General features: G+C 72.6%; 26 protein-coding genes. 12 read left to right on the top strand and 14 right to left on the bottom strand.

Features of this window, described 5'->3' with window-relative positions:
- Positions 1–444: 444 nt before the first annotated feature.
- The 5 genes from ACSNOG_RS22330 to ACSNOG_RS22350 are packed head-to-tail and all read left to right on the top strand — an operon-like array spanning position 445 to position 2,973.
- The gene (locus ACSNOG_RS22330; RefSeq protein WP_436754470.1) at positions 445–1,185 is read left to right on the top strand and encodes an SIR2 family NAD-dependent protein deacylase; all 741 of its coding nucleotides are present in this window, start codon (positions 445–447) and stop codon (positions 1,183–1,185) included.
- 57 nt (positions 1,186–1,242) lie between these two features.
- Positions 1,243–1,536 (top strand): hypothetical protein, encoded by a 294-nt coding sequence (locus ACSNOG_RS22335; RefSeq protein ID WP_436754471.1) that lies wholly within the window; start codon positions 1,243–1,245, stop codon positions 1,534–1,536.
- Complete coding sequence (locus ACSNOG_RS22340) at positions 1,533–2,111, top strand: hypothetical protein (protein WP_436754472.1); 579 nt, start codon at positions 1,533–1,535, stop codon at positions 2,109–2,111. The genes ACSNOG_RS22335 and ACSNOG_RS22340 overlap by 4 nt, the downstream gene beginning before the upstream one ends.
- A 32-nt stretch (positions 2,112–2,143) precedes the next feature.
- Positions 2,144–2,377 carry a hypothetical protein gene (locus ACSNOG_RS22345; RefSeq protein ID WP_436754473.1) on the top strand — a complete coding sequence of 78 codons (234 nt, stop codon included), beginning with the start codon at positions 2,144–2,146 and terminating at the stop codon, positions 2,375–2,377.
- A 2-nt stretch (positions 2,378–2,379) separates the two neighbouring features.
- Positions 2,380–2,973, top strand: a complete 594-nt coding sequence (locus tag ACSNOG_RS22350; protein ID WP_436754474.1) for a Clp protease N-terminal domain-containing protein — start codon at positions 2,380–2,382, stop codon at positions 2,971–2,973.
- A 75-nt stretch (positions 2,974–3,048) separates the two neighbouring features.
- Here the strand turns inward: ACSNOG_RS22350 and ACSNOG_RS22355 are convergent, their stop codons facing one another.
- The 3 genes from ACSNOG_RS22355 to ACSNOG_RS22365 all read right to left on the bottom strand — a co-directional run bounded on the left by ACSNOG_RS22355 (position 3,049) and on the right by ACSNOG_RS22365 (position 7,174).
- Positions 3,049–4,464, bottom strand: coding sequence for a phytoene desaturase family protein (locus ACSNOG_RS22355; protein WP_436754475.1), 1,416 nt, complete (start codon positions 4,462–4,464; stop codon positions 3,049–3,051).
- A gap of 32 nt (positions 4,465–4,496) precedes the next feature.
- Positions 4,497–5,324, bottom strand: a complete 828-nt coding sequence (locus tag ACSNOG_RS22360) for an inositol monophosphatase family protein (protein ID WP_436754476.1) — start codon at positions 5,322–5,324, stop codon at positions 4,497–4,499.
- Between the two features lie 68 nt (positions 5,325–5,392).
- The gene (locus ACSNOG_RS22365) at positions 5,393–7,174 is read right to left on the bottom strand and encodes a gamma-glutamyltransferase family protein (RefSeq protein WP_436754477.1); all 1,782 of its coding nucleotides are present in this window, start codon (positions 7,172–7,174) and stop codon (positions 5,393–5,395) included.
- 159 nt (positions 7,175–7,333) lie between these two features.
- Here ACSNOG_RS22365 and ACSNOG_RS22370 point away from each other — a divergent pair, with 159 nt between their 5' ends.
- On the top strand, positions 7,334–8,401 hold the full coding sequence (locus ACSNOG_RS22370; RefSeq protein WP_436754478.1) for a lipoate--protein ligase family protein: 1,068 nt from the start codon (positions 7,334–7,336) through the stop codon (positions 8,399–8,401).
- Positions 8,402–8,441: 40 nt separating this feature from the next.
- Here the strand turns inward: ACSNOG_RS22370 and ACSNOG_RS22375 are convergent, their stop codons facing one another.
- Genes ACSNOG_RS22375 through ACSNOG_RS22390 form a run of 4 tightly spaced genes read right to left on the bottom strand, consistent with a single transcriptional unit; the run spans position 8,442 to position 13,028 of the window.
- Positions 8,442–9,440, bottom strand: coding sequence for a TIGR03842 family LLM class F420-dependent oxidoreductase (locus ACSNOG_RS22375; protein WP_436754479.1), 999 nt, complete (start codon positions 9,438–9,440; stop codon positions 8,442–8,444).
- Between the two features lie 11 nt (positions 9,441–9,451).
- Positions 9,452–10,852 (bottom strand): dihydropyrimidinase, encoded by a 1,401-nt coding sequence (hydA, locus tag ACSNOG_RS22380; protein ID WP_436754480.1) that lies wholly within the window; start codon positions 10,850–10,852, stop codon positions 9,452–9,454.
- Positions 10,849–12,189 carry an aspartate aminotransferase family protein gene (locus ACSNOG_RS22385; RefSeq protein ID WP_436754481.1) on the bottom strand — a complete coding sequence of 447 codons (1,341 nt, stop codon included), beginning with the start codon at positions 12,187–12,189 and terminating at the stop codon, positions 10,849–10,851. Before ACSNOG_RS22385 ends, hydA begins: the two co-directional genes overlap by 4 nt.
- A complete protein-coding gene (locus ACSNOG_RS22390; RefSeq protein ID WP_436754482.1) occupies positions 12,186–13,028 on the bottom strand; it encodes a nitrilase-related carbon-nitrogen hydrolase in 843 nt (280 codons plus the stop codon). The genes ACSNOG_RS22385 and ACSNOG_RS22390 overlap by 4 nt, the downstream gene beginning before the upstream one ends.
- 192 nt (positions 13,029–13,220) lie before the next feature.
- Here ACSNOG_RS22390 and ACSNOG_RS22395 point away from each other — a divergent pair, with 192 nt between their 5' ends.
- Complete coding sequence (locus tag ACSNOG_RS22395; RefSeq protein WP_436754483.1) at positions 13,221–13,676, top strand: MarR family winged helix-turn-helix transcriptional regulator; 456 nt, start codon at positions 13,221–13,223, stop codon at positions 13,674–13,676.
- A gap of 82 nt (positions 13,677–13,758) precedes the next feature.
- Positions 13,759–14,310, top strand: a complete 552-nt coding sequence (locus ACSNOG_RS22400; RefSeq protein WP_436754484.1) for an isochorismatase family protein — start codon at positions 13,759–13,761, stop codon at positions 14,308–14,310.
- A gap of 6 nt (positions 14,311–14,316) precedes the next feature.
- Here ACSNOG_RS22400 and ACSNOG_RS22405 read toward each other — a convergent pair whose 3' ends face one another.
- The 3 genes from ACSNOG_RS22405 to ACSNOG_RS22415 all read right to left on the bottom strand — a co-directional run bounded on the left by ACSNOG_RS22405 (position 14,317) and on the right by ACSNOG_RS22415 (position 18,650).
- Complete coding sequence (locus ACSNOG_RS22405; protein WP_436754485.1) at positions 14,317–15,321, bottom strand: hypothetical protein; 1,005 nt, start codon at positions 15,319–15,321, stop codon at positions 14,317–14,319.
- A gap of 130 nt (positions 15,322–15,451) precedes the next feature.
- Positions 15,452–17,281 (bottom strand): gamma-glutamyltransferase, encoded by a 1,830-nt coding sequence (ggt, locus tag ACSNOG_RS22410; protein WP_436754486.1) that lies wholly within the window; start codon positions 17,279–17,281, stop codon positions 15,452–15,454.
- A 460-nt stretch (positions 17,282–17,741) separates the two neighbouring features.
- Entirely contained in the window at positions 17,742–18,650 is a 909-nt protein-coding gene (locus ACSNOG_RS22415) for an SGNH/GDSL hydrolase family protein (RefSeq protein ID WP_436754487.1), read from the bottom strand.
- A gap of 136 nt (positions 18,651–18,786) precedes the next feature.
- Here ACSNOG_RS22415 and ACSNOG_RS22420 point away from each other — a divergent pair, with 136 nt between their 5' ends.
- The 3 genes from ACSNOG_RS22420 to ACSNOG_RS22430 all read left to right on the top strand — a co-directional run bounded on the left by ACSNOG_RS22420 (position 18,787) and on the right by ACSNOG_RS22430 (position 21,032).
- Complete coding sequence (locus ACSNOG_RS22420) at positions 18,787–19,227, top strand: RrF2 family transcriptional regulator (protein WP_436754488.1); 441 nt, start codon at positions 18,787–18,789, stop codon at positions 19,225–19,227.
- A 70-nt stretch (positions 19,228–19,297) separates the two neighbouring features.
- Positions 19,298–20,488: a globin domain-containing protein gene (locus tag ACSNOG_RS22425; RefSeq protein WP_436754489.1), complete on the top strand. Its 1,191-nt coding sequence runs from the start codon at positions 19,298–19,300 to the stop codon at positions 20,486–20,488.
- 175 nt (positions 20,489–20,663) lie between these two features.
- Positions 20,664–21,032, top strand: coding sequence for a plastocyanin/azurin family copper-binding protein (locus ACSNOG_RS22430; RefSeq protein ID WP_436754490.1), 369 nt, complete (start codon positions 20,664–20,666; stop codon positions 21,030–21,032).
- A gap of 3 nt (positions 21,033–21,035) precedes the next feature.
- Here the strand turns inward: ACSNOG_RS22430 and ACSNOG_RS22435 are convergent, their stop codons facing one another.
- The 4 genes from ACSNOG_RS22435 to ACSNOG_RS22450 are packed head-to-tail and all read right to left on the bottom strand — an operon-like array spanning position 21,036 to position 24,350.
- Positions 21,036–21,902, bottom strand: a complete 867-nt coding sequence (locus ACSNOG_RS22435) for an amino acid ABC transporter permease (protein ID WP_436754491.1) — start codon at positions 21,900–21,902, stop codon at positions 21,036–21,038.
- Positions 21,899–22,543 carry an amino acid ABC transporter permease gene (locus ACSNOG_RS22440; RefSeq protein ID WP_436754492.1) on the bottom strand — a complete coding sequence of 215 codons (645 nt, stop codon included), beginning with the start codon at positions 22,541–22,543 and terminating at the stop codon, positions 21,899–21,901. Before ACSNOG_RS22440 ends, ACSNOG_RS22435 begins: the two co-directional genes overlap by 4 nt.
- Positions 22,544–22,553: 10 nt before the next feature.
- Positions 22,554–23,588 carry a glutamate ABC transporter substrate-binding protein gene (locus ACSNOG_RS22445; protein WP_436754493.1) on the bottom strand — a complete coding sequence of 345 codons (1,035 nt, stop codon included), beginning with the start codon at positions 23,586–23,588 and terminating at the stop codon, positions 22,554–22,556.
- An 18-nt stretch (positions 23,589–23,606) separates the two neighbouring features.
- Entirely contained in the window at positions 23,607–24,350 is a 744-nt protein-coding gene (locus ACSNOG_RS22450) for an amino acid ABC transporter ATP-binding protein (RefSeq protein ID WP_436754494.1), read from the bottom strand.
- A gap of 221 nt (positions 24,351–24,571) precedes the next feature.
- On the opposite strand from ACSNOG_RS22450, the gene ACSNOG_RS22455 reads away from it, so the two are divergent.
- On the top strand, positions 24,572–25,387 hold the full coding sequence (locus ACSNOG_RS22455; protein ID WP_436754495.1) for a GntR family transcriptional regulator: 816 nt from the start codon (positions 24,572–24,574) through the stop codon (positions 25,385–25,387).
- Positions 25,388–25,431: the final 44 nt, after the last annotated feature.

Here is a 25,431-nt window from a genome sequence, read left to right on the forward strand (position 1 = left end):
CCGCACCCCTCCCCGTGTGTCTCCGTTGTCGGCGGGCGCGGGGGCGCCCGCCGACGCGCAGAACGCCACGAGCACGCCCAGGACGACGACGCCGTGTCCGGCCACAAGGACCCCGGCCCGCCTCTGCATTAGCGACATATCGCTCCTTTCACTCCCAAGGACCCGGAAGGGCACAGGAACACAGCCGCGGACGCACACCGGCGAGGCGAGTCCGGCCCTTGGCCCGTATGCCGCCTTCGCATTCACCCGCGCGAAGGAGCCGTGGGCATACAAAACGACGCCATTGGAATGACGCACGGGAAAGTCGATAAATCATCAGCTCGACCGCATGCTCTCCGACGTGCTCGTCAGGGTCCGGAAAAGAGGTGGAAAGGGGGCGGAAATATCGACAGATCCATAGGAAAACCCGTCGCCGGACACCCGCTGCCCGCCTACGCTCCCGCCATGAACACCGCCAAGAAACGCCCGCTGGTGGCCATCCTCAGCGGCGCCGGGATCTCCACGGACTCCGGCATCCCGGATTACCGCGGCCCCGACGGGCTGTGGCGCCGCGACCCGGAGGCCGAGAAGCTCGTCACGTACGACTTCTACATGTCCGACCCGGAGATCCGGCGCCGGTCGTGGCGGATGCGCGGCGACGGGCCCGCGCTGCGCGCCCGGCCGAACGCCGCGCACGAGGCGGTGGTGCGCCTGGAGAGGTCGGGCGTCCCGGTGCGGGTGATCACGCAGAACGTCGACGGGCTGCACCAGCTGGCGGGGATGCCGGAGCGCAAGGTCCTCGAACTGCACGGCACGGCGCGGGCGGTGCAGTGCACCCGTTGCAAGGCGCGGTCCGGCATGGCGGAGGCGCTGGAACGGGTGGCGGCGGGCGATCCGGATCCGGCGTGCGAGGCGTGCGGCGGCATCCTCAAGTCGGCGACGGTCATGTTCGGCGAGGGCCTGGACCCGGTGGTGCTGGGCGAGGCGGTGGCCGTGACCAAGGCGTGCGAGGTCTTCATCGCCGTCGGCACGAGCCTGCAGGTGCACCCCGCCGCCTCGCTGGCGGGGCTGGCGGCCGACCACGGCGCGCGACTGATCATCGTCAACGCCGAGCCGACACCGTACGACGACCGGGCCGACGAGCTGGTGCGCGAGCCGATCGGGACGGCGCTGCCGGCGCTGCTGGAGCGGATCGCCGCGGAGTAGACAGCTGACGTCAAGGAAAGGTTGACAAAAGATCGGCGTCAAGGAAAGGTTGACGTCATGATCAATTCATCGCGGCCCAAGGCCGCTTCGCAGCAGTCCGCCCTCACCAACACCGCCCTCGGACTGCTGCTCTGCGCCGTCTCCCTGATCACGCTCGCCCTCACGCTCGCCGACGACCTCGGCGACCCGGCGTTCTTCGCGCTGATCGGCGCCGAGCTCGTCCTCGTCGCGGGCATGGGCGCCATCGCCGGAACGGCCTACACGCAGAACACCGCCGACGCCGCACAGCGGCAGCGCGACGAGGCGGCCCTGGCCACCCTCGAGCCGCTCCACGGCGGTGAGCAGCGATGACCGGGACACCCCTGCTCAGCCCCGAAGAGGACACCCGCATCCGCGAGGGCATCGCGAGCGCCGTCCTCGGCGCGCCCGAGGGGCTCACCGAGTCCCTGGAGCACGACCCGGAGGGCTACCTGCGCCTGGTGGCCGCCACCCGGGCCGGCGCCGAGGAGACGAGCCGTCTGCTGCACGTGGCCGTGCAGGGCGCCCGGGCCGCGGGACACAGCTGGGACACCATCGGCCGCCTGCTGGGCGTGAGCCGCCAGGCCGCGCAGCAGCGCTTCGCCGCCAAGGGCGGCACCGTCCCCGAGGGCTCTTCCGAGCGCCGGATCCTCACCCCGCTGACCGCGTTCAACGAGATGGCCGCCCTCACCGAAGCGGGCCTGGACCGCTGGGAGCTGGTCGGGTACGGGCCGCTGTACCACGCGGTGGAGGCGTCCGACCGGCAGTGGGAGTACCGCCGCGTCCCGCTCGCGGTCGCCGGGCGCCGGCGGCGCATGGAGGCGGACGGGTGGACCGAGGTCGGCTCGGGCCACTTCCCGTGGAGCTACTTCAAGCGCCCGCTGAACTCATCCGTCAACAAGGGTTGACACCTCCACGCCTGTCATCCAAGGTTGACACCATGGCCGGAACGGACGCGAAGGACGCGAAGGACGCGGTCGGCACCACCGAGGCCGCCATGGACGGCGATCCCCACGTGGGGCTGCGCGCCGTCGCCGCGCTGCGGCGGCTCGTCGAGCGCCTGGAGGCGCTGCAGGTCGACAGCGCGCGCCGCCAGGGCTGGTCCTGGGAGGAGATCGGGGCCGCGCTCGGAGTCAGCAGGCAGGCAGTGCACAAGAAACACGCCAGGAGGTAGGCATGTTCGAACGGTTCACCCGGGACGCGCGTGTCGCCGTCGTGCAGGCGCAGGAGGAGGCCCGCGCGCTGGGCCATGCGTGGATCGGCAGCGAGCACCTGCTGCTCGGCGTCCTCATGCAGGACGGGGCGCCCGGCGTCGCCACGCTGGCCCGGTTCGGCATCACGCACGAGGCGTGCCGCAGCGCGGTCGCGCCCGCCGGAGCTCTCGGCACGGACGACGCGGAGGCGCTGCGCGCCCTGGGCATCGACCTGGAAGCGGTACGGACCCGGGCCGAGGGGGCGTTCGGGCCCGGGGCCCTGGATCTGCCCGGGCCTCCGCAGGAGCGGCCGAGGATCCTGCCCTTCGGCCGCCGCCGGAGCGAACCCGCCGCCGGCAAGGGCCATCTCCCTTTCACGCCCCGCGCGAAGAAGGCCCTGGAGCGTTCCCTGCGCGAGGCCCTGGCCCGCAAGGACCGCCGCATCGGCGCGGAACACGTCCTCCTGGGCATCCTCGACCCGGGCGACAAGGTGACGGACGGCGTCCTGCGGAAGCTGGGAACCGATGCCGCCGCCGTACGCAGCGGCGTGCTGGCCGACCTGCCGCACGCCGCCTGACCTGCCGCGCACTGCCTCACCGGCCGTACGCTTCCTGACCGGCGTACGCTCCCCGGCCGTCGGCGTACGTACCTCCTATTTCGCGCGCAGCTTGCGCCAGACCGCCTTCGCCGCGTGGTGGCCGCACATGCCGTGGACGCCGGGGCCGGGCGGGGTGGCGGAGGAGCACAGGAAGACGGCCGGGTGGGCCGTGGCGTAGGGCACGCGGGCGAGCTTGGGCCTGATGATCAGCCGGAGGCCTGCCACGGAGCCGATGGCGAAGTCGCCGCCCACGTAGTTGGCGTTGCGGGCGGCCAGCTGCGGGGGGCCGGCCGTGGCGCGGGCCAGGACGAGGTCGCGGAAACCGGGCGCGAAGCGCTCGATCTGACGCTCAATCACCTCGGTGGCGTCGCCCTCCCACGCGCTCGGCACGTGCCCGTACACCCAGAAGGTGTGCTTGCCCTCGGGCGCGCGGGTGGGGTCGTCGAGGCTGGGCTGGGCGGTGATGAGGAAGGGCACCGAGGGGTCGCGGCCCTGCAGCGCGGCGTCGAGGGCGGCGTCGATCTCGCCGTACGTCGGGCCGATGTGGACCGTACCGGCGCGGCGGGCCTCCCGCGCCGTCCACGGCACGGGGCCCGAGAGCGCATAGTCGATCTTGAAGACGCTGGGGCCGTAGCGGTAGCCGCGGTAGGCGTGGCCGAGGCCCGCGATCCGGGCGAGGGCGGTGGGCGAGGTGTCGAAGACGTAGGCGCGGGCGGGCGGCAGGTCGTCCAGGCGCTTGACCTCGAAGCCGGTGTGCACGGTGCCGCCGCACGCGCGCAGGTACGAGGCGAGGGCGTCGGCGATGGACTGCGAGCCGCCGCGCGGCACCGGCCAGCCGCCCGCGTGGGCGGCCAGCGCGAAGACCAGCGCCATGCCGCCGGTGCCGATGCCGGTGAGGGGGCCGATGCCGTGCGCGGCGAGGCCCGCGAACAGGGCGGGCCCCTTCTCGTCCCGGAAGCGGCGGGCCAGCAGGGACGCCGGCTGGACGCCGGCCAGGCCGAAGCGGGCGTAGAGGAGCGGATCGCGGGGCAGGCCGTCCCACTGGGTGCGCAGGAAGTCGGCCGCGAGCGCCTCCCACCTGCCCTGGAAGGGCTCGACGAGGCGGCGGTACGCCCCGGCGTCGCGCGGCCCGAGGGAGTGCGCCGTCTCCCCCGCGCTGCGGGCGAGGACGGCGGCCGTGCCGTCGGGGAAGGGATGCGCCATCGGCAGCTCGGGGTGCACCCACTCCAGGCCGTGCCGGTCGAGCGGCATCCCGGCGAAGGCGGGCGAACCCGCGCCGAGCGGATGGACGGCGGAGCACGGGTCGTGCCGGAAGCCGGGGAGCGTGAGCTCCTCGGTCCGCGCGCCGCCGCCGACGGCACCGGCCGCCTCGAAGACCTCCACCGCCAGGCCGCGCCGGGCCAGCTCCACGGCGGCGGTGAGCCCGTTGGGCCCGGCACCTACGACGACGGCGTCGAGCATGGTCGGCACCGGACGCCACTCCCCTCGTCTCGTCCTCGCGATCAGCCGGCGGACGCCAGCAGGTCCAGGATATGACGGAGCGTCGCCTCGTCCCGCGCGGCGGCGAAGGGCAGGGCGTTGCCGCCGGCTATGCGGAAGGACTCCCCGGCGAGGGTGCCGCTCGCCCCGCCGGCCTCGGCGACCAGCAGCAGCCCGGCCGCGTGGTCCCAGGGGTTCTCCCAGCTGAAGGCCAAGCCGTCGATGACGCCCCGCGCCACGTTGAGGTACTCCAGGCCGGCCGAGCCGCAGGGGCGCGGTGCGACGCCCTCCGTGGCGAGCGCCGACAGGACGCGCTTCTGCTCGTCGTCGGTGAAGTCGTAGTGGGAGACGGCCACTTCCAGGACCTTGCCCGGGGCGGGCGAGCCGGCGCTCATCGGCTCACCGCCCAGCCGGGCCCCGGCGCCGCGGCGGGCGACGGCCATCAGGTCGAGCGCAGGGGCGTACGTCCAGGAGGCGAGCAGCTCGCCGCGGTGGGCGAGGCAGACGAGCGTGGCGAAGCCGGGCTCGCCGTGGACGAACTGGCGGGTGCCGTCGACCGGGTCGACGATCCACACGGGCGCATCGCCGCCGATGGCGCCGAGGACGCCCGGATCGGCGTGCACCGCTTCCTCGCCGACCACGACCGAGCCGGGCAGCAGGGCCGTGAGGGCGGCGGTGAGGTGCTCCTCGGCGCGCCGGTCGGCGACGGTGACGAGGTCGTGCGGGCCGTTCTTCTGGACGATCTCGTCCGCGGCGAGCTGCCGGAAGCGGGGCATGATCTCGGCGGCGGCCGCCTTGCGGACCGCCTCCTCGACGTCGGCCAGATCACCTGCGAGAAAGTCTTCGAGCATGTGTCCATCGAATCATGCCCCACCGACAATCGGGGGCTGGGGGGCTTCGGGATCTCCGGGGGCTCCGTTCAGCGGCCCACCGCGTACCCCTGCATGCCGCGCGGATTGGCCGCGGCCGACAGCACGCCCGTGCGCGGATCGCGCGCCACGGCGCACAGCCGCCCCTCGGACCACGGCTCGCCCACCGTCACGCGGTGACCGCGGCGGCGCAGTTCCCCGATGGCCGTCTCCCCCATCCGCCGCTCGACGACGACCGCGCCCGGGCTCATGCCGCGCGGGTAGAAGGAGCTGGGGAAGGAGTCCTGGTGCCAGTTGGGCGCGTCGATCGCGCCCTGCAGGTCCAAGCCGCCGCGCACGGGCGGGCGCAGGGCGACGGCGAGGAAGAAGTGCAGCTGCCACTGGTCCTGCTGGTCGCCGCCGGGGGTGCCGAAGGCGAGGACGGGCTCGCCGTCCCGCAGGGCCAGCGACGGGGTGAGGGTGGTGCGCGGGCGGCGCCCGGGGGTGAGGGAGCCCGGCAGCCCGGGTTCGAGCCAGGTCATCTGCAGCCGGGTGCCGAGCGGGAAGCCGAGCTCCGGGACGACGGGGTTGGACTGCAGCCAGCCGCCGCTGGGGGTCGCGGAGATCATGTTGCCCCAGCGGTCGACGACGTCGAGGTGGCAGGTGTCGCCGCGGGTCGCGCCGCTGACGGTGACGGTCGGCTCGCCCGCGCCCGCCGGCGCCGGGGCCGTCCGCTCCGCCGCGGCGACGACGTGCCGGGCCAGCTGAGGGTTGCGGCCCTCGGGGCTGCCGGGGCGCAGGCTGTACGAGGCGAGGTCGCCGATCAGGGCGCGGCGGGCGGCGTTGTAGCCCTCGGAGAGCAGGGCCTTCAGCGGGACGTCGGCGGCGTCGCCGTACCAGGCCTCGCGGTCGGCCATGGCGAGCTTGCTGCCTTCGATGAGGGTGTGGACGTACTCCGGGGTGCCGTACTCCGGCGGTCCCTCCAGCAGGGCGAGCTGCTGGAGCAGGACCGGGCCCTGCGACCAGGGGCCGGGCTTGCAGACGGTCCAGCCGTTCCAGTCGTGGCTGACCGGCTCCTCGTAGCCCGCGCGGAAGGCGGCGAGGTCGTCGCCGGTGAGGGGTGCCGCGTGGCGCTCGCCGGAGGTGTCGAGGGTGGGGCGCGCCGCGGCCGCCACCAGGGCCTCGGCGACGAAGCCCTCCCGCCAGACGCGGCGGGCCGCGTCGATGCGCTGCTCGCGGCTGCCGCCGCCCGCCTCGGCCTCGGCCAGCAGGCGCCGCCAGGTGGCGGCGAGCGCGGGGTTGCGCAGGAGGGTGCCGGGGGCCGGCGGGCGGCCGCCGGGCAGGTAGAGCTCGGCGGAGGACGTCCACTCCGTCTCGAAGATCTTGCGGACGGTGGCCACGGTCCGGCCGATGGCCTCGACGGGTGCGTGACCGTGCTCGGCGTAGCCGATGGCGTACGACAGGACGTCGGCGAGCGGCTTGGTGCCGTGGTCGCGCAGGAGCAGCATCCAGGCGTCGAACGCGCCGGGCACGGCGGCGGCGAGCGGGCCGGTGCCGGGGACCATGTCGAAGCCGAGCGAGCGGTAGTGCTCGATGCTCGCGCCCCGGGGGGCCGGCCCCTGGCCGCAGAGCACCTGCACCGGGCCGGCCGCCGGTGCGAACACGGCGGGCACCTCTCCGGCCGGGCCGTTCATGTGCGGCTCGACGACGTGCAGGACGAAGCCAGCCGCGACGGCGGCGTCGAAGGCGTTGCCACCGCTCTCCAGTACGGCCATCGCGGACTGCGAGGCCAGCCAGTGGGTGGTCGACACCATGCCGAAGGTGCCCTGCAGGGTGGGCCGGGTGGTGAACATGGCGTCCAGAAAGGCAGAACCCGCCTCCGGTGCGCAATACCGCCTGCGGGGGATCCGTGGGCCGTCCGTCCGAGGGCCGGCCGAGCGGGGCGCGGAGTTACGGTTGATTCCGCTGCCGGCAGCCGGGCCGGCCGGGGAAACCAAGCTGGAGGATGCGCCGTGCACGGTGAATACAAGGTGCCGGGCGGCAAGCTCGTCGTCGTCGACCTGGACGTGGCGTCCGCCGCGCAGGGAGAGGTGCTGCGCGACGTGCGCGTGGGCGGGGACTTCTTCCTCGAACCCGACGAGGCGCTCCTCGCCATCAACCGTGCCCTGGAGGGTGCGCCCGCCGACCTGACCGCCCCGCAGCTCGCGGCGCGCATCGACGCGGCCCTGCCGGAGGGCACGGTGATGTTCGGCTTCTCCTCCGAGGCCGTGGGCGTGGCGGTGCGCCGGGCCCTGGCCCAGGCCACGGACTGGACGGACTACGAATGGCAGCTGATCCACGACGGGCCCCAGTCCCCCGAGCTGCACATGGCGCTCGACGAGGTGCTCACCGCCGAGGTGGCGGCCGGCCGCCGCCCGCCGACCCTGCGCGTGTGGGAGTGGGGCTCCCCCGCGGTGGTCATCGGCAGCTTCCAGTCGCTGCGCAACGAGGTGGACCCGCAGGGCGCGCAGCGCCACGGGATGACGGTGGTGCGCCGGATCAGCGGCGGCGGGGCCATGTTCATCGAGCCGGGCAACACCATCACCTACTCGCTGTGCGTGCCGGACGCCCTGGTGCAGGGGCTGTCCTTCGCCGACAGCTACGCCTACCTGGACGACTGGGTGCTGGGCGCGCTGGAGGGCATGGGGGTGAAGGCCTGGTACCAGCCGCTCAACGACATCGCCACCGAGTCGGGGAAGATCGCGGGTGCGGCGCAGAAGCGGCTGGTGGGCAGCGCGGGCGCGGTGCTGCACCACGTGACGATGGCGTACGACATCGACGCGGACAAGATGCTGGACGTGCTGCGCATCGGCAAGGAGAAGCTGTCGGACAAGGGCACGAAGAGCGCGAAGAAGCGTGTCGACCCCCTGCGCCGCCAGACCGGGCTGGCGCGTGCCGACGTCATCGAGAAGATGATCGAGTCCTTCCGGGGCCGCTACGGGCTCACGGCCGGCTCGGTCACCGCCGAGGAGATGGCGCGGGCGCAGGAGCTGGCGGCGGTGAAGTTCTCCTCTCCGGAGTGGACTGCGCGCGTTCCGTAGGCGCCGGTGCGGGGCTGGGCGGGGGCTCCTCCTTTCCCGCTCAGCCCAGTGCGGGGATCAGGTGCTCGCCGTAGGCGTCGATGGTGGCCTCCTTCGCGTCGTGCATGGCGTAGACCGCGAACTGGTCGACGCCCAGGCCGCGCAGGTGCTCCAGTCGTTCGCGGTGGGCCTCCACGGGGCCCAGGAGGCAGAAGCGGTCCACGATCTCGTCGGGCACGAAGTCCGTGGAGGGGTTCCCGGCCCGGCCGTGGTGGCTGTAGTCGTAGCCGTGGCGCTGCTTGATGTAGGCGGTGAGGGCCTCGGGCACCAGGCCGGAGTGCTCGCCGTAGCGTTCGACCAGGTCGGCGACGTGGTTGCCGACCATGCCGCCGAACCAGCGGCACTGCTCGCGGGCGTGGGCGAGGTCGTCGCCGACGTAGGCGGGGGCGGCGACGCAGATGCGGACCGCGGCCGGGTCCCGGCCGGCCTCGGCGGCGGCGTCCCGCACGTGCTTGATCATCCACTCGGTGAGGAAGGGGTCGGCGAGCTGGAGGATGAAGCCGTCGGCCTCCTGGCCCGCGAGCGCCAGGGCCTTGGGGCCGTAGGCGGCCATCCAGACGGGGAGCTTGCCGTCGCGGACCCAGGGGATCTTCAGCACCGTGCCGCCGATGTCGGCCTCGCGGCCCTCGGCGAGGTCGCGGATGACGCGGATGGACTCCCGCAGCAGAGCCAGGGTGTTGGGCTTGCGGCCGGCCACCCGCATCGCGGAATCGCCGCGGCCGATGCCGCACACCGTGCGGTTGCCGTACATGTCGTTGAGGGTGGCGAAGGTGGAGGCCGTGACCTCGGGGGTGCGGGTGGAGGGGTTGGTGACCATCGGCCCCACGACGAGCCGCTCGGTGTGCTCCAGGATGCGGCTGTAGATGACGAACGGCTCCTGCCACAGCACGGCGGAGTCGAACGTCCAGCCGTAGCGGAAGCCCGAGCGCTCGGCGCGGCGCATCAGGTCGACGACGGCGGTGGCGGGCGGGTCGGTCTGCAGGACGAGGCCGAAGTCCACGGCGGTGCTCCTTAACTCAGGTACTGGCAGGTGGTGCGGGGGACGTAGCGGCCGTGGCCGGCGCGTCCGGTGAACTTCCGCTGCTCGATGACGGCTTCGCCGCGGCAGAGGACGGTCTCGACGCGCCCGGTGACGCGTTTGCCCTCGTAGGCGGAGTAGTCGACGTTCATGTGGTGGGTGGCGGCCGAGAGGGTCTGCTCGGCATGCGGGTCGTAGATGACGATGTCGGCGTCGCCGCCGGGGGTGATGGTGCCCTTGTGCGGGGCGAGGCCGAACATGCGGGCGGGGGCGGCGCAGGCGATCTCGATCCAGCGGCGGCGGGTGATGTGGCCGTCGACGACGGCCTGGTGCAGGAGGTCCATGCGGTTCTCGATGCCGGGCAGGCCGTTGGGGATCTTCGAGAAGTCGCCGCGGCCGAGCTCCTTCTGGCCGGAGAAGCAGAAGGGGCAGTGGTCGGTGGAGACGACCTGGAGGTCGTCGGTGCGCAGGCCGCGCCAGAGGGCGGCTTGGTGCTCGCGGGGGCGCAGGGGCGTGGAGCAGACGTACTTCGCGCCTTCGAAGCCGGGCTCGGCGAGGTTGTCGGTGGACAGGAAGAGGTACTGCGGGCAGGTCTCGCCGAAGACGGGCAGGCCCTTGTCGCGGGCCTGCGCGAGCTCGGCGACGGCTTCCTCGGCCGAGACGTGCACGACGTACAGGGGGCTGCCGGCGACGCGGGCGAGCTGGATCGCCCGGTGGGTGGCCTCGGCCTCCAGCAGCGCCTTGCGGACCTCGCCGTGGTAGCGGGGGTCGGTGTGCCCGGCGGCGAGGGCCTGTTCGACGAGGACGTCGATGGCGATGCCGTTCTCGGCGTGCATCATGATCAGTCCGCCGTTGCCGGCGGCGCGCTGCATGGCGCGCAGGATCTGCCCGTCGTCGCTGTAGAAGACGCCGGGGTAGGCCATGAAGAGTTTGAAGGAGGTGACGCCCTCGGTGACGAGGAGGTCCATCTCCTTCAGGGAGCTCTCGTTGACGTCGGAGAGGATCATGTGGAAGGCGTAGTCGACGGCGCAGCGGCCGGCGGCCTTGGCGTGCCAGCGGTCGAGGCCTTCGCGCAGGGCCTGCCCGCGGCTCTGGACGGCGAAGTCGACGACGGTGGTGGTGCCGCCCCAGGCGGCGGCCCGGGTGCCGGTCTCGAAGTCGTCGGAGGAGGCGGTGCCGCCGAAGGGGAAGTCGAGGTGCGTGTGGGCGTCGACGCCGCCGGGGATGACGTACTTCCCGGTGGCGTCCAGGGTGCGGTCGGCGTGCCACCCCTGGGCGAAGGCGCTGCCGGACGCGGCGAGCGCCGCGACCTTGCCGTCCTCGACGAGGACGTCGGCGCGGGTCTCCTCGGCGGCGGTGATGACGAGGCCGCCGCGGATGGCCGTCGTGGTCATGGCCGCTCCTTTCCGGCGATGGTGAACTGGACCCGGCGCAGCACGCTTTCGAGGACGCCGGCGCCCTCCTCCGCCTCGGCGATGGTGAGGGAGAGCGGCGGCGCGATGCGCAGGACGCCTCCTTCGCGGCCGCCCTTGCCGATCAGCAGGCCTTCTTCCCTGGCCAGTTCGAGGGCGAGGGAGGCTCCTTCGGGCGAGGGGGAGCCGTCGTGCTCGACCAGTTCGATGCCGATCATCAGGCCGCGGCCGCGCACTTCGCGGACGACGGGGAGGCCGGCGGTGACGGCGCGGAGCCGCTCGATGAGCAGGCCGCCGACCCGGCGGGCGTTGCCCTGGAGGTCGTGCTCCAGGAGGTGGGTGAGGTTGGCGAGGCCGGCGGCCATGGTGACGGGGCTGCCGCCGAAGGTGGAGATGGAGTTGGCGTCGAGGCAGTTCATCACCTCGGCGCGGGCGACGACGCCGCCGACGGACATGCCGTTGCCGATGCCTTTGGCGAAGGTGAGGAGATCGGGCGGGCCGTGCTCGGCGTGGGCCTGCCAGCCCCAGAAGTGGTCGCCGGTGCGGCCCCAGCCGGTCTGCACCTCGTCGGTGATCCAGAGGATGCCGTGGGCGGCGAGGACCTCGCGGAAGGCGGCGTAGAGGCCGTCGGGCGGGGAGGTGAACCCGCCGACGCCCTGGACCGGCTCGGCGATCAGGGCCGCGACCCGGCCGTGGGTCTGGCCGAGCATGTCCTTCAGGTCGGCGACGCAGGCCGCGGTGAAGTCCGCGTCGGACAGGTGGGCGTAGGGGCCGGAGCTGCGCACTCCGCCGTGGACGTAGAGGGTCTGCAGGGGCGAGAGGCTGGTGGGCGACCAGGCGGAGTTGCCGGTGATGCCCACGGCGGAGAAGGAGCGGCCGTGGTAGCTGTTGCGCATCGCCAGGACCTGGTTGGAACCGCGGTGGGAGGTGGCCAGCAGCAGGGCGGCGTCGTTGGCCTCGGTGCCGGAGGTGGTGAAGAAGACCCGGGCGTCGGGGATGCCGGAGAGGGCGGCGATGCGCTCGGCGAGCTCGACCATGTGCCGGTCGAGGTAGAGGGTGGAGGTGTGCAGGATACGCCCGGCCTGCTCGGTGACGGCCTTGGTGACCTCGGGCAGGGCGTGGGCGGTCATGGTGGTGAGGATGCCGCCGAAGAAGTCGAGGTAGCGCCGGCCGTGGGCGTCCCACACGTGGCGGCCCTCGCCGTGGGTGAGCTCCAGGGGCTCGCGGTAGTAGAGGGAGAGCCAGTCGGGCATCACCGCGCGGTGCCGGGCGTGCAGGTGGGTGGCCGGGAAGGCCCCGGGCCCCGGCGCGGAGGTCATGGCCGGACCAGCCCGTCGTAGGCGTCGGGCCTGCGGTCGCGGTAGAAGGCCCACTGCTGCCGGACCTCGTCGATGAGGCCGAAGTCGAGGTCGCGGACGAGGAGCTCCTCCTTGGTGTCGCTCGCCACGTCGCCGACGAACTGCCCTCGGGGGTCGACGAAGTAGGAGGTGCCGTAGAAGTCGTTGTCGCCGTACTCCTCGCGGCCGACGCGGTTGATGGCGGCCACGAAGTACTCGTTGGCCACGGCCGCGGCGGGCTGCTCCAGCTTCCAGAGGTAGCCGGAGAGACCGCGGGAGGTGGCCGAGGGGTTGTAGACGAGCTGGGCGCCGTTGAGGCCGAGCTGACGCCAGCCCTCGGGGAAGTGGCGGTCGTAGCAGATGTAGACGCCGACCTTGCCGACGGCGGTGTCGAAGACGGGCCAGCCGAGATTGCCCGGGGCGAAGTAGTACTTCTCCCAGAAGCCCTTGACCTGCGGGATGTGGTGCTTGCGGTACTTGCCGAGGTAACGGCCGTCGGAGTCGATCACGGCTGCGGTGTTGTAGTAGAAACCCGGGCCCTCGGTCTCGAAGACGGGCACGACGATCACCATGCCGGTCTCGCGGGCCAGCTCCTGCATCCGGCGGACCGTGGGCCCGTCGGGCACGGGTTCGGCCCAGCGGTAGTGCTCACTCTCCTGCACCTGGCAGAAGTAGGGGGCGTTGAAGACTTCCTGGAACCCGATCACCTGCGCGCCTCGGGCGGCTGCCGCGCGGGCGTGCTCCTCGTGCTTGGCGAGCATGGATTCGGTGTCGCCGGTCCAGGTGGCCTGGACCAGAGCGGCGCGGACGACATTGGCCATGTGCTGCTCCTTCACGGGGGCGTCAACCGGGCCGACCGGCCAGGCTGACACGCGTAGATCCACGTGTGATTGCGACCGTAGGACGCGCCACGCCGCGCGGCAAGACCGTCGATCGTCCTGTGGATAACCCGGGCCGCGCACGATAGAACAGACAAACTTGCAAGTTTGCCTGTCAATATTTACGGTGGGCGCATGCCCGACGACGAAGCCGGCCGGCTGTCCGGCACGGATCACGAACGCACCGCCGCCGATCTCGCCGCCGCGGTCTCCCAGCTGATGCGCCGCCTGCGCGCGGCGTCCCCGCAGGGCTCCCTCACCCCGTCCCAGCGCACCGTCCTGGGGCGCCTCGCGGGCGGCGGGGCGGCCACCACCGCGGAGCTGGCCCGCGCGGAGCTCGTCCGCCCGCAGTCCATGCGCGTCATCGTCGCCAGGCTGGAGGAGCTGGGCCTGGTCGCCCGCTCCCCGCACCCCACGGACGGGCGCCAGGTCCTGTTCTCCCTCACGGAGCACGGCGAAGGGGCCATCGCCTCCGTACGCCACTCCAAGCACGCCTGGCTCGCCGACGCCATCGCCCACCGGCTCACCCCGGACGAGCAGCGGGCCCTTTGCGACGCCACGCTCCTGCTCAAGCGCCTGGTGGAGGAATGAACGACTGAAGGGCGCCCCGCCCTCGCTGCCCGGCGCCCGGACGAAGGGCGCATCCGCCCCCTCCGAAAAGGAATCCACGGCCATGCCCGTCACCACGCTCGACGCGACCACCGCCCTCGTGCTCATCGACCTCCAGAAGGGCATCGTCGCCCTCCCCACGGCGCACCCCTCCGGGGAGATCGTCGAACGCGGGGCCCGTCTGGCCGCCGCCTTCCGCGACCGCGGCCTGCCGGTCGTCCTCGTCCGCGTCGTCGGATCCGCGCCGGGCCGCTCCGAGGCGCCCCTGCGCGGCGGGCGGCCGCCGGCCGACTTCGCCGAGCTGGTGCCCGAGCTCGGCCGGCAGGAGGACGACATCGTGGTCACCAAGCACACCTGGGGCGCCTTCCACGCCACCGACCTCGACCTCCAGCTGCGGCGCCGCGGCGTCACCCAGATCGTCCTCGCGGGCATCGCGACGGGCGCGGGCGTGGAGTCCACGGCGCGCGCCGCCAACGAGCACGGCTACCACGTGACGGTCGTGACCGACGCCGTCACCGACACCGACCCGGAGGTGCACCGCGTCACCGTCGAGAAGGTCCTGCCGCGCCTGGCGGAGACCGGCACGACGGACGAGGTCATCGGCCTGCTGGGCTGACACGGCTCACCCCGCCGCTGCCGCGGCACCCACCATGACGGCGGCCACCAGCGCGTAGCCCACCAGGCCGAGGAAGGCGCCCCGGTGGTGGAGCCGCTCGGCGAGGGCCGGGTCGCCGCCGCGGACCGTCCAGCGCCAGGAGAGCACCGTGCCGAGCACGGCCACCAGCACCCAGCCGAGGGTCAGCAGGTGCAGCCCGTCGATGAGGGTCAGCCCCGTACTGCTGGTGACCACGGTGTTCACCTGCTGCAGGTTGAGCATGACGACGAACAGCCCGCCGCCCAGCAGGGCCAGTCTGCTCTGCAGCGTGTCCAGCCGCTCGGCCATGCCCAGCTCCTCGCTGTGCGAGGGCAGCAGGAAGGTCGCCGTGCCGATGAGCAGCATCAGGTAGAGCGGGCCGGTCAGCTTCCAGAAGACGGTGGGGTCGGCGCGCGCCAGGTCGATCCGGATGAGGAGACGGCTGTGGGTGCTGCCGGCCCCCCGCGGCAGCGTGGGGTCGCCGAAGTTGGTCGGGTAGTGCCGCTCGGCGGTCGCGAGCCGGAAGCCGGTCACCCGCCAGCCGGGCGGTTCGATGCCCGGGTTGGCGGCGGAGTTGTCGTCGTCCGGGGCGAAGCGGAAGTGATCGGTATCGGGCAGTGCGGTGACCACGACCTCGATCCGGTGCCGGTCGAAGGGGAAGGCCCGTACGTCCCAGTTCTGCCGGAACACTCCCTGCAGGAGCATCACGTCCCGGAACCGGCCCCCTTCCGACGTCAGGGTCGGCTCGCCCTTCTCCGGGTCGTTGGCGTTGCTGAAGGACGCCGTCGGCAGGGGGTCCTCGTCCTTGCGGGCGCACACGGACCACAGGGACAGCCGGGCGGAGAACGTGTGCTCCGCGGGATCGATGTCGTACAGGTCGCTCAGGTAGGAGCCGACCTTGCAGGTGGCCGGGGACGCCGGTGCCGCGCTCGCGGCGGGGCTGCCCAGCAGCCACACCGCGAGCGCGCCCCACAGCAGGGACAGTGCGGTCACAGGGCCCGGGAGGCCGGTGACGGCCCGGCGCCGGCCGGCGGGTTCTCCACAGTGCGCAGCCATATGCCTGTCATGTTCACCGTGGCCGCGGCCGGTGATGCGCCCGTCCCGTCACCGGTCCGGGCGCATTTCAGCGCACCGGCGGTTTCCCGCTGGGGTGCACCACCATCGCCGAGCCTCCGCCGCGCCGCGTCCGTTCGGCGGCGGCCGCCCACCGGCCGTCCGGCAGCAGCTGCACGCCGGTCGCCGCCCCGATCTCGGGGTTGAGCTTGAAGGCGTGCCCGATGCCCTCCAGCCGGCCGCGCAGCGGGCTGTTCCACAGGCCCGGTTCCAGCTCGGTGGCGGCGGCGTTGCGCTGGCTCGCGCGCGGCGCGGCGATCGCGTCGACGAGCGGCATCCCGCGGTCCACGTGGTTGAGGAGGGTCTGCAGCGCCGTGGTGATGATCGTGGCTCCGCCGGGCGAGCCGAGGGCGAACGCGGGCCGCCCGTGGTCGAGGACGATCGTCGGCGACATCGACGAGCGCGGGCGCTTGCCCGGACCGGGCAGGTTCGGGTCGTGCACGCCCGGGGTGACGGGGACGAAGGAGAAGTCGGTCAGCTCGTTGTTGAGCAGGAAGCCGCGGCCGGGGACGGTGATGCCGCTGCCGCCGGTCTGCTCGATGGTGAGCGTGTAGGCGACGACGTTGCCCCACTTGTCGGCGACCGTCAGATGGGTGGTGTGCTCGCCCTCGTACGGAGTGGGTGCGGCCTTGCCGTGGGTGCCGCACGGCACCGGGCGGCGCGGGTCGCCGGGCGCCAGTGGGCTGGTGAGCGCCGACCCGTCCTTGATCAGGCAGGCGCGCGAGTCCGCGTACCGCTGGGAGGTCAGGCCCTTGACGGGCACGGACTCGAAGGCCGGGTCGCCCACCCAGCGGTTGCGGTCGGCGAAGGCGATCCTGCTGGCTTCGATGTAGCGGTGCAGGTAGCTCTTCGTGTCGAGCTTCGAAAGGTCGCTCTTCTCCAGGATGTTGAGGGCCTCGGCGACCGTCGTGCCGCCGGAGGAGGACGGGCCGATGCCGTAGACGTCCAGGCCGCGGTAGGACGTGCGGGTCGGCGCCCGGCGCTCCGTGCCGTACTCCCGCAGGTCCCGCTCGGTCAGGTCGCCTGGGCGGGCCACGCGCCCGGAGGCGGGGTCGACGGGCGGTTTGCGGACGGTCCGGACGATGTCGCGGCCCACCTCGCCGCGGTAGAGGGCGCCGACGCCGCGCTCGCCCAGCAGCGCGTAAGTGCGGGCCAGGTCGGGGTTCTTGAGGGTGCTGCCGACGGCGGGCGGGCGGCCGCCGGGCAGGAAGAGCTTCGCCGTCGCCGGGAAGTCCTTGAAACGGGCCTCGTTGTCGGCCGTCTGCTGACGGAAGGTGGCGTCGACCGTGAAGCCCGAGCGGGCGATGCGCTCGGCGGGGCGCAGCACCTGGGCGAGCGAGCGGGTGCCCCACGTGCGCAGAGCGGTGTCCCAGGTGGCGGGGGTGCCGGGGGTGCCGACGCTCAGGCCGCTGGTGACGGCGTCGGCGAAGGGGATGGGCTTGCCCTTCTCCAGGAAGAGGTTCTTGTCCGCGCTCAGCGGGGCGCGTTCGCGGCCGTCGATGGTGGAGACCTGGTGCCGCTTCGCGTCGTAGTGTACGAAGTAGCCGCCTCCGCCGACGCCCGCGGAGTACGGCTCGGTGACGCCCAGCGCGGCGGCGGTGGCCACGGCGGCGTCGACGGCGTTGCCGCCCTTGCGGAGCACTTCGATGCCGGCGGCCGAGGCGTCGGCATCGACACTGGCCACGGCGCCGCCGTAGCCGGCGGCGACGGGGGTCTTGGCCGACGTGCGGCCCGTCTGGGCGGCGGCGGGGAGGACGCCGATTCCGACGACCAGGGAGGCCGTCGCGGCGAGCACGGGCAGACGTCGGTGGGGCGGCTTCTTCGTTCTCGGGCGGGCCATTCTGCCTCCAAGCGGCGAGCGGGCCCCGGAGCCTACTCGCGGGGCGAGCCGGAAGACAGGCCGCCGCGCCCAACTCCCCCACCGCCCAGGCGCGCAACGCCCACCGGACGCCACCGGCGGTGCCGGACCGGCGTCGGCCGTGCGGCACCGCCGGAAACCGGCGTTGTGGCGCCCCACCGTCGCGGCGGAAGGACCGGCGGGCACACCCGCGCCCCCCGGACCGGCGCACCCCTCCACCGCCACGGCGCGCAACCCCCACCGGACGCGCCCGGCGGTACCGGAGCGGCCTCAGGCGGAAGAAGCCGGCGGGCACACCCACGCACCCGGACACCCGGACACAGCGCACTCCCCCCAACGCCAACCGGCGGTGCCGGGCCGGCCTCAGGCCGGGCGGCACCGCCGGGCTCCGCCGTCCTGGCGGGCCGCCGTCGCGGCGGAGAGACGTGGCCGGCGCGGCGCGTCAGTAGCCGCGGGCCGCCTTCGTCACCGCCGTGGCCATGGCCGCTTCGCCCTTGGCGTTGGGGTGGAACGGGGCGGCCGGGTTCTCCGGCTGGGCGCCTTCGATCCAGCGGTCCGCGGTGGGCTTGCACACGTCGTGGCCGAGGGTCGGCTTGTACGTGTCGGCGAAGCGGACGTCGGCCTTGCGGGCCTCGCCCTGCAGCATCGTGTTGAGCTTCTTCTCGGTGTCGCGCAGGTACGGGACGTCGCCCGCGGCGATCGGCACGGCCGGGAAGCAGCCGACGCCGTCCTCCGGCATGATCGCCGGGTAGCCGACGAGCACCACGCGCGCGTGCGGGGCGCGCTTGTGCACGTCCTGCAGCACCTTGGCGACCTTCGGCGCGGCGCCGGCGATGCGCGCGGTGAGCTGGTCCGTGCCGCCCTCGGTGTACTTCGTGCGGCAGGGGGCGCCGGCCGGGTCCGTGACGGACAGCTGGGCGCAGGTGCCGATGATGTCGCCGAAGCCGATGTCGTTGCCGCCGATGCCGAGCGTGACGAGGCGGGTGTTCCGGCCGAGCGCGTTGAGCTGCGGCGGGTTGTCGCCCTGGGCGCGCCACATGTCGTCGGTCTTGGCGCCGCTGCAGCTGACGTCCTTGAAGGACGTGTGGTGCAGGGCCTTCGCGGTGAGCGCCGGGTAGTTGACGCTGGAGCGGGCGCAGTCGCCACCGGTCTGCTCGGGAACACCGGGGGCGGAGGTGTAGGAGTCGCCGAGGGCGACGTAGCGCTGGCCACCGGTGGGGGTCGCGGCCGCGCTTCCCTCCGCGTCCGCCGCCGTCGCAGCGCCGCAGGCCCCCGCCGTCAGGGCCGCCGCCGCGCCGAGCGCCGCGAGCCCCTTCCCGTACCGCCCGCCACGTCCGTGCGCGTGTGCCACCAGTTCCTCCGTCGGGTCGTCCTGAGTACGTCTTGCGGTGATCGCGGACGTCAGACTCGCCGGGTGGTGACCGTCTGTCAACTAAGGGGGCAGAAGTTAATTGGAGTCGTAAAGTCGAATTAGATACAGTGCAGGTGTGCGATTGACCAAGAGCACCGACATAGCGCTGCGCATCGCCATGCGCCTGGCCGTGGCCGGCGACGACAGCCCCACCACCCGCGAGGTGGCCGAGGCCGTCGGAGTGCCGTACACCCACGCCGCCAAGGTCGTCAGCAGAATGCAGCATCTGGGCGTCGTCGAGGCCCGCCGGGGCCGCGGCGGCGGACTCACCCTCACCAGCGTGGGACGCACGGGCTCCGTCGGCCGGCTGGTGCGCGAGCTCGAAGGCACCGGCGACGTCGTCGGCTGCGAGGACGATCCACCCTGCCCCCTGCGCGCGGCGTGCAAGCTGCGCGGAGCCCTGCGAAGTGCTCAGGAGGCGTTCTACGCCGCCCTGGACCCCCTCACCGTCGAGGAGCTGACGGGGCCGCCCACCGGCCCGGTCCTGCTGAGCCTCGGCATGCGCCCGCAGGACTGAGCCCCTGCCGCCCCGACGGCCCTTCGCACGACCATAAATACGAGTTTCACATACCAATTAAGGAGCGCCGATGCTGTCCCCCAAGTCGACCGAGATCGTCCGCGCCACCCTCCCCGCCGTCGGTGGCGCCATCGGTGAGATCACCCCGCTCTTCTACGACAAGCTCTTCGCCGCCCACCCCGAGCTGCTGCGCGATCTGTTCAACCGCGGCAACCAGGCGAACGGCACCCAGCAGCAGGCCCTCGCCGGTTCGATAGCCGCCTTCGCGACCGCCCTGCTCGAGCACCCGGAGACCCGCCCGGACGCGATGCTCTCCCGCATCGCCCACAAGCACGTCTCCCTGGGGATCGCCCCCGAGCAGTACCACGTGGTCCACCTGCACCTCTTCGCCGCCATCGCGGAGGTGCTGGGCGAGGCGGTGACCGAGGAGGTGGCCGCGGCGTGGGACGAGGTCTACTGGCTGATGGCCAACGCCCTCATCGCCCTGGAGGCCGGCCTGTACGAGCAGAGCGGCACCGCCGCCGGGGAGGCCTTCCGCCCGTACCGCGTCACCGGCCGCATCGAGGAGACCGCGGAGGTGACCACCTTCCTGGTGCAGCCGCTGGACGGCCGCCCGCTGCCCGCCGCCCGCCCGGGGCAGTACGTCTCGGTTCGCACGGAGCTTGCGGACGGCGCGCGGCAGATCCGTCAGTACAGCCTTTCCGGCCACCCCGACGACGCCCTGCAGTTCTCCGTCAAGCGCGTGTCCGGCGACCCGGACGGCGAGGTCTCCCACCACCTGCACGACCACGCGCCCGTGGGCGCCACGCTGCTGATCGGCACGCCCTGCGGGGACGTGGCCCTGGACGACGGCACCTCCCCCGTCCTGCTGGCCTCCGCCGGCATCGGCTGCACCCCGATGACAGGGATGCTCTCGCACCTCGCCGCGACCGGCTCGCGCCGCCGCGTGATCGCCGTCCACGCCGACCGCAGCGAGTCCACCCACGCCTTCCGCAGCGACCTGCTGCAGCTGACGGAGAAGCTCCCGGACGCGGTCGCGCACATCTGGTACGAGCAGCCCGAGGGCGAGTGGCCCGCCGACCGCACGGGCTACGCCGACCTCTCCCGCATCGACGTCCCCGCGGGCACCACGGCCTACCTCTGCGGCCCGCTGCCCTTCCTCCGCTCGGCGCGCGCGCAGCTCCTGGCAGCGGGGGTCGCCGCCGCGGACATCCACTACGAGGTCTTCGGCCCGGACCTGTGGCTCGGCGCGGAGGCGTGACACGGCGCGCGGACGCGTAACGCGCAGACGGACGCGTGACGCGGCGAGCGGCGCCGTCACCCACCGGCGCCCCACCGTACCCCGAGGCCCCATTTCGGTAGCACATTCGAGTGACGGGCGGTTGCCGCATCCGGCGGAGGGCAGCTTCACCGCACACACGTCCGAGGAGGGCCTCATGGCACGCTCACCCGTTCGCTCGCTCCTGCGCCTCTTCGCCGCACTGCTGACGGTCGTGTCGCTGGGAGCGCTCACGGCCGGCCCCACGACGGCCGAGAGCAGGACGTTCGCCTCGCACACGGTGGCGATGGCGAACTTCCGGTTCGTCCCGCAGACGGTGACCGTCAGAGCCGGTGACACGGTCACCTGGGTCAACACCAGCGGCAGCACGCACACCACCACGTCCGACTCGCCGGGCTGGAACTTCCTGGTCGCCCCGGGCCAGGCGTCCCCACCGGTGTCCTTCCCCACTCCGGGGACCTTCCGCTACCACTGCACCCCGCACGAGGGGCTGGGCATGACCGGCACCGTGACCGTCACGCAGTGACGGTCACGGATGGATCTGCCCGGCACCCGGCATCAGGGTGCCGGGCTCCGCCGGGGCGACCTCCACCGCCTCCGTCTTCAGGCTGCGGCGCTGGCGCTTGGCGACCCACGTCGCGAACCAGGACAGGAGCATGCACATGCCGATGTAGATCGGGGAGATGATCAGGACGACGGGGATGAACGGCAGCCCGTAGTCCAGGTTGCTGGCGATGAGCTTGCCCGCGTGCAGGAACTCCTCGTAGGTGATCAGGAAGCCGAGCGAGGTGTCCTTGAGCGCGACGACCAGCTGGCTGATGATCGTCGGCAGCATGGCGCGGACCGCCTGCGGCACCAGCACGTGGGTCATCACCTGCGTCTTGCGCATGCCCAGGGCGTAGGCCGCCTCCCGCTGGCCGCGGTCGACGGAGTTCACCCCGCTGCGGAAGACCTCGGCGAGCACCGAGCCGTTGTAGAGGGTGAGCCCGGTGACGAGGGCCGGCAGCGGCTGGACCTTGAGGGCGACGAAGACGAAGAAGATCATCACCAGGACCGGCATGGCCCGGAAGAACTCCACGAAGACCGTGGCGGTCCAGCGCACGACCCGGTGCTCGGAGAGCCTGCCCGAGGCCAGCAGCCCGCCGAGGAGGAGGGAGAGCACGGCGGCGTAGGCGAAGGCCTTGAGCGTGTTGCCGAGGCCGCGCAGCAGCAGCTCCTGGATGCCCTGGTAGGTGAAGGGCCGCCACTTCTCCGCCGTGAACTGGTTGGTGTCGAACAGCAGGTAGATCACGCAGGCGACGATCCCCAGGATCACGGCGGTGGAGACCAGCCCGTAGATCAGGTGGCGCCGCCGGGCCATCGGCCCGGGGATGTCGTAGAGCGCGGTGTCGGTCATCGGGGCACTCCCCAGCGCTTCTCCAGCACGTTGAAGATCGCGCTGATGGACAGGGTGACGATCAGATAGCCGACGGCGATCCAGATGAAGGACCAGATGACGCTGTAGCCGAGCTCGTTGAGCGGCTTGTACGTGCCGAGGAGCTCGGTCACGCTGAACGACCCGGCGATCGCGGAGTTCTTGGCGAGCGCGATCAGGGTGGAGCCGACGGGCGGGATGACGGAGCGGAAGGCCTGCGGCAGCACGACCAGGCTCAGGGTCTGCCCGAAGGTCATGCCGAGGCTGCGGGCCGCCTCTCCCTGCCCGGTCGGCACGGTGTTGATGCCGGAGCGCAAGGCCTCGCAGATGAAGGCCGACGTGTAGCAGCCCAGGGCGAGGACGGCGAAGAGCTCGAAGGGCAGGACGACGCCGAATCGTGGCAGGCCGAGCAGCACCGCGAAGAACAGCAGCGTCAGCGGGGTGTTGCGCAGCACGGTCACCCACACCGTGCCGAAGACCCGCAGGGAGCCGACGGGGGCGACCCGGAAGGAGGCCATCACGAAGCCGAGCACGAGGGCGAGCAGCGAGGCGTAGACGGTGAGCTCCACGGTGCCCAACAGCCCTTTGCCGTACAGGGAGAGGTTGTCGGTGAGGACGTTCACGGGGGGCTCCTCAGCTCGCCGGGTAGCGGTCGACGGCGGGCGGCGGCGGGGCGGGCACCCCGGACAGGCCGAGGGTCGCGTCGTACGCCTTCTTCCAGTCGCCGTTCTTCTCGTGCGCCACCAGGGCGTCGTCCAGGGCGAAGCGCAGGGCGTTGTCGCCGCGGGGCACGCCGATGCCGTAGGGCTCCTTGGAGAAGGGCTTCCCGGCGATCTTCAGCTCGTCGGGGGCCTTGGCCGCGAAGCCCATGAGGATGGTGTCGTCGGTGGTGACGGCGTCGACCTGGAGGCTGAGGAGGTTGTCCACGCAGACCGAGTAGGTGTCGTAGGCGACGGCGACGGCCTTGGGGTACTCGCGCTCGATGCGCTGCAGCGGGGTGGAGCCGGCCGCCGAGCAGACGCGCTTGCCCGCCAGGTCCTGGGGGCCGTTGATGTCCGTCTCGTCGGTGCGGACGAGCAGCGACTGCCCGGCGATGTAGTACGGCCCGGCGAAGCCGACCTGCTTCTTGCGCAGGGCGTTGATGGTGTAGGTGCCGACGTAGTAGTCGATCTGGCCGTTCTGGAGGGCGGTTTCGCGGTTGGCGGAGGCGATGGTGCGGAAGCGGATGGTCTTGGGGTCGAAGCCCAGGGAGGCGGACATCATGCGGGCGATCTCGATGTCGTAGCCGGAGTAGACGCCCGTGGCGGGGTCCTTCTCGCCCATGTAGGGCTGGTCCTCCTTGGCGCCGACGACGAGGTGGCCGCGGGCCTTGGCGGCCCGCCAGGTGGGCGAGTCGGGCAGCCGGAAGCCCTCGTCGACCGTGTAGACGGGCAGCGCTTCGGGTTTGGGCCCCTTGACGGGCGGGCTGCCGGGCTTGCCGCAGGCGGCCGCGGCGAGCAGGGCGAGCCCGGCGAGGGCCAGGCCGGTGGCTCGGCGGGTCCACGCGCGGGCCGTATGGGCTGTGCGGGCCGTACGGGCCGTGCCGGCTCCTGGAAGGGGCCGGTTCCCGTGCCTGTTCAGACGCCTGTCCAGCTGCCTGAACAGGCGCCGGTTCCCATGGCTGTTCATCTGCGCAGCACTCCCCGCTCAGTGCTTGAGGATCTTGGAGAGGAAGTCCCTGGCGCGCTCGCTCTCGGGTGCGGTGAAGAACTGCTCGGGAGAGCGGTCCTCGACGATGCGGCCGTCGGCCATGAACACCACGCGGTTGGCGGCGGAGCGGGCGAAGCCCATCTCGTGGGTGACGACGACCATCGTCATGCCGTCCCGGGCGAGCTGCTGCATGACCTCCAGCACCTCATTGATCATCTCCGGGTCGAGCGCGGACGTCGGTTCGTCGAAGAGCAGGGCCTTGGGCTCCATGGCCAGGGCGCGGGCGATGGCCACGCGCTGCTGCTGGCCGCCCGAGAGCTGGGCGGGGTACTTGTCGGCGTGGGCGAGCAGGCCGACGCGCTCCAGCAGCTCGCGCGAGCGCCGGTCGGCCTCCTCCTTGGACCGCTTGCGGACCTTCAGCGGCGCCAGGGAGACGTTGGCGAGCACGGTCTTGTGGGCGAAGAGGTTGAAGGACTGGAAGACCATCCCGACCTCGGCGCGCAGTTTGGCGAGCTCGCGCCCCTCCTCGGGCAGCGGCTGCCCGTCGAGGAGGATGGTGCCGGACTCGACGGGCTCCAGGCGGTTGATGGCCCGGCACAGCGTGGACTTGCCGGAGCCGGAGGGGCCGATGACGACGACCACCTCGCCCCGGCCGACGGTGAGGTCGATGTCCTTCAGGACATGCAGCTTGCCGTAGTGCTTGTTGACACCACGTAGTTCGATCAGGGGATCGACGGCCATGCCCAGTCCCGCCCACTCTCCGCGCTCTTCGGGTCGACGCTCACCATCCGGGCAAGCTATTCCCCTCTATAGGGGACTTCAGCCATGACACGCATTGATATGGGTATTCGTTGCGTATTGCCCGCCATTTGCCCTAGGTACACAGACCGGGCCTGGGTACCTAGCCTGAGGGGGACGGACTGGGGGAACTCGGGGGAAATCCCGGGGGAAGGGAGCCGGGGGTGGGCGACAGCAGGCCCGTCTACCAGCGCATCGCGGACGATCTGCGCCGGCGCATCGACGAGGGCGGGCTCGCCGTGGGCGAGCGCATCCCCTCCCGCTCCGAGCTCAAGCGGGCCTACGCGGCGAGCGACCAGACCGTGGACCGGGCGGTGCGCGTGCTCAAGGCCGCCGGGTACGCGGAAGGCCAGTTCGGGCGCGGCGTGTTCGTCACCGACCGGGCACCCCTCGGCACCCTGCTGCGCTCCACCGGCGCCGTCGACTCCCCCTTCGCCGCCCAGATCCGGGGCTACGGGCCGCCCGTCCCGCGGCGGGGTGAGCAGCCCGGCCGGCAGCCCCCGCCCGACGGCGGCACGGGCCGCAACACCACTCTTACGTGGGAAGCGTCATCCACCGAAACCGCCGCCCCGGAGCGGATCGCCGAGCGGCTGCACATCGGCGTGGGCACCCGCGTCCTCTGCACCCAGTACGAATACCTGGCCAACCGGCACCCCGTGCAGCTCGCCACCAGCTGGGAGCCGCTCGCCATCACCGAGGGCACCGACGTCGCCCTGCCCGAGCGCGGGCCCTACGCCCGGCGCGGGGTCCGCGGGCGGCTCGCGGCCATCGGCATCCGGGTCGTGCGGGCCCGGGAGCTGGTGGGCTCCCGGCCGGCGAGCACACCGGAGGCCGAGGCGCTCGGCTGCGCCGCCGGAAGCTGCGTCACGGTCATCGAGCGCACCCATTTCGACGGCGACGGCCGGGCCGTGGAGACCTCCGACATCGTCGTGCGCGCCGACCGCTGGCGGGTCGAGTACGACATCGCCTTCACCAGCTGAGACCGCTCGCGCGGCCGGCCGTCCCCGCCCCGCCCCCGCTGCGC

It is taken from the genome of Streptomyces sp. URMC 124, from assembly GCF_051386455.1.
Lineage (GTDB): Bacteria > Actinomycetota > Actinomycetes > Streptomycetales > Streptomycetaceae > Streptomyces.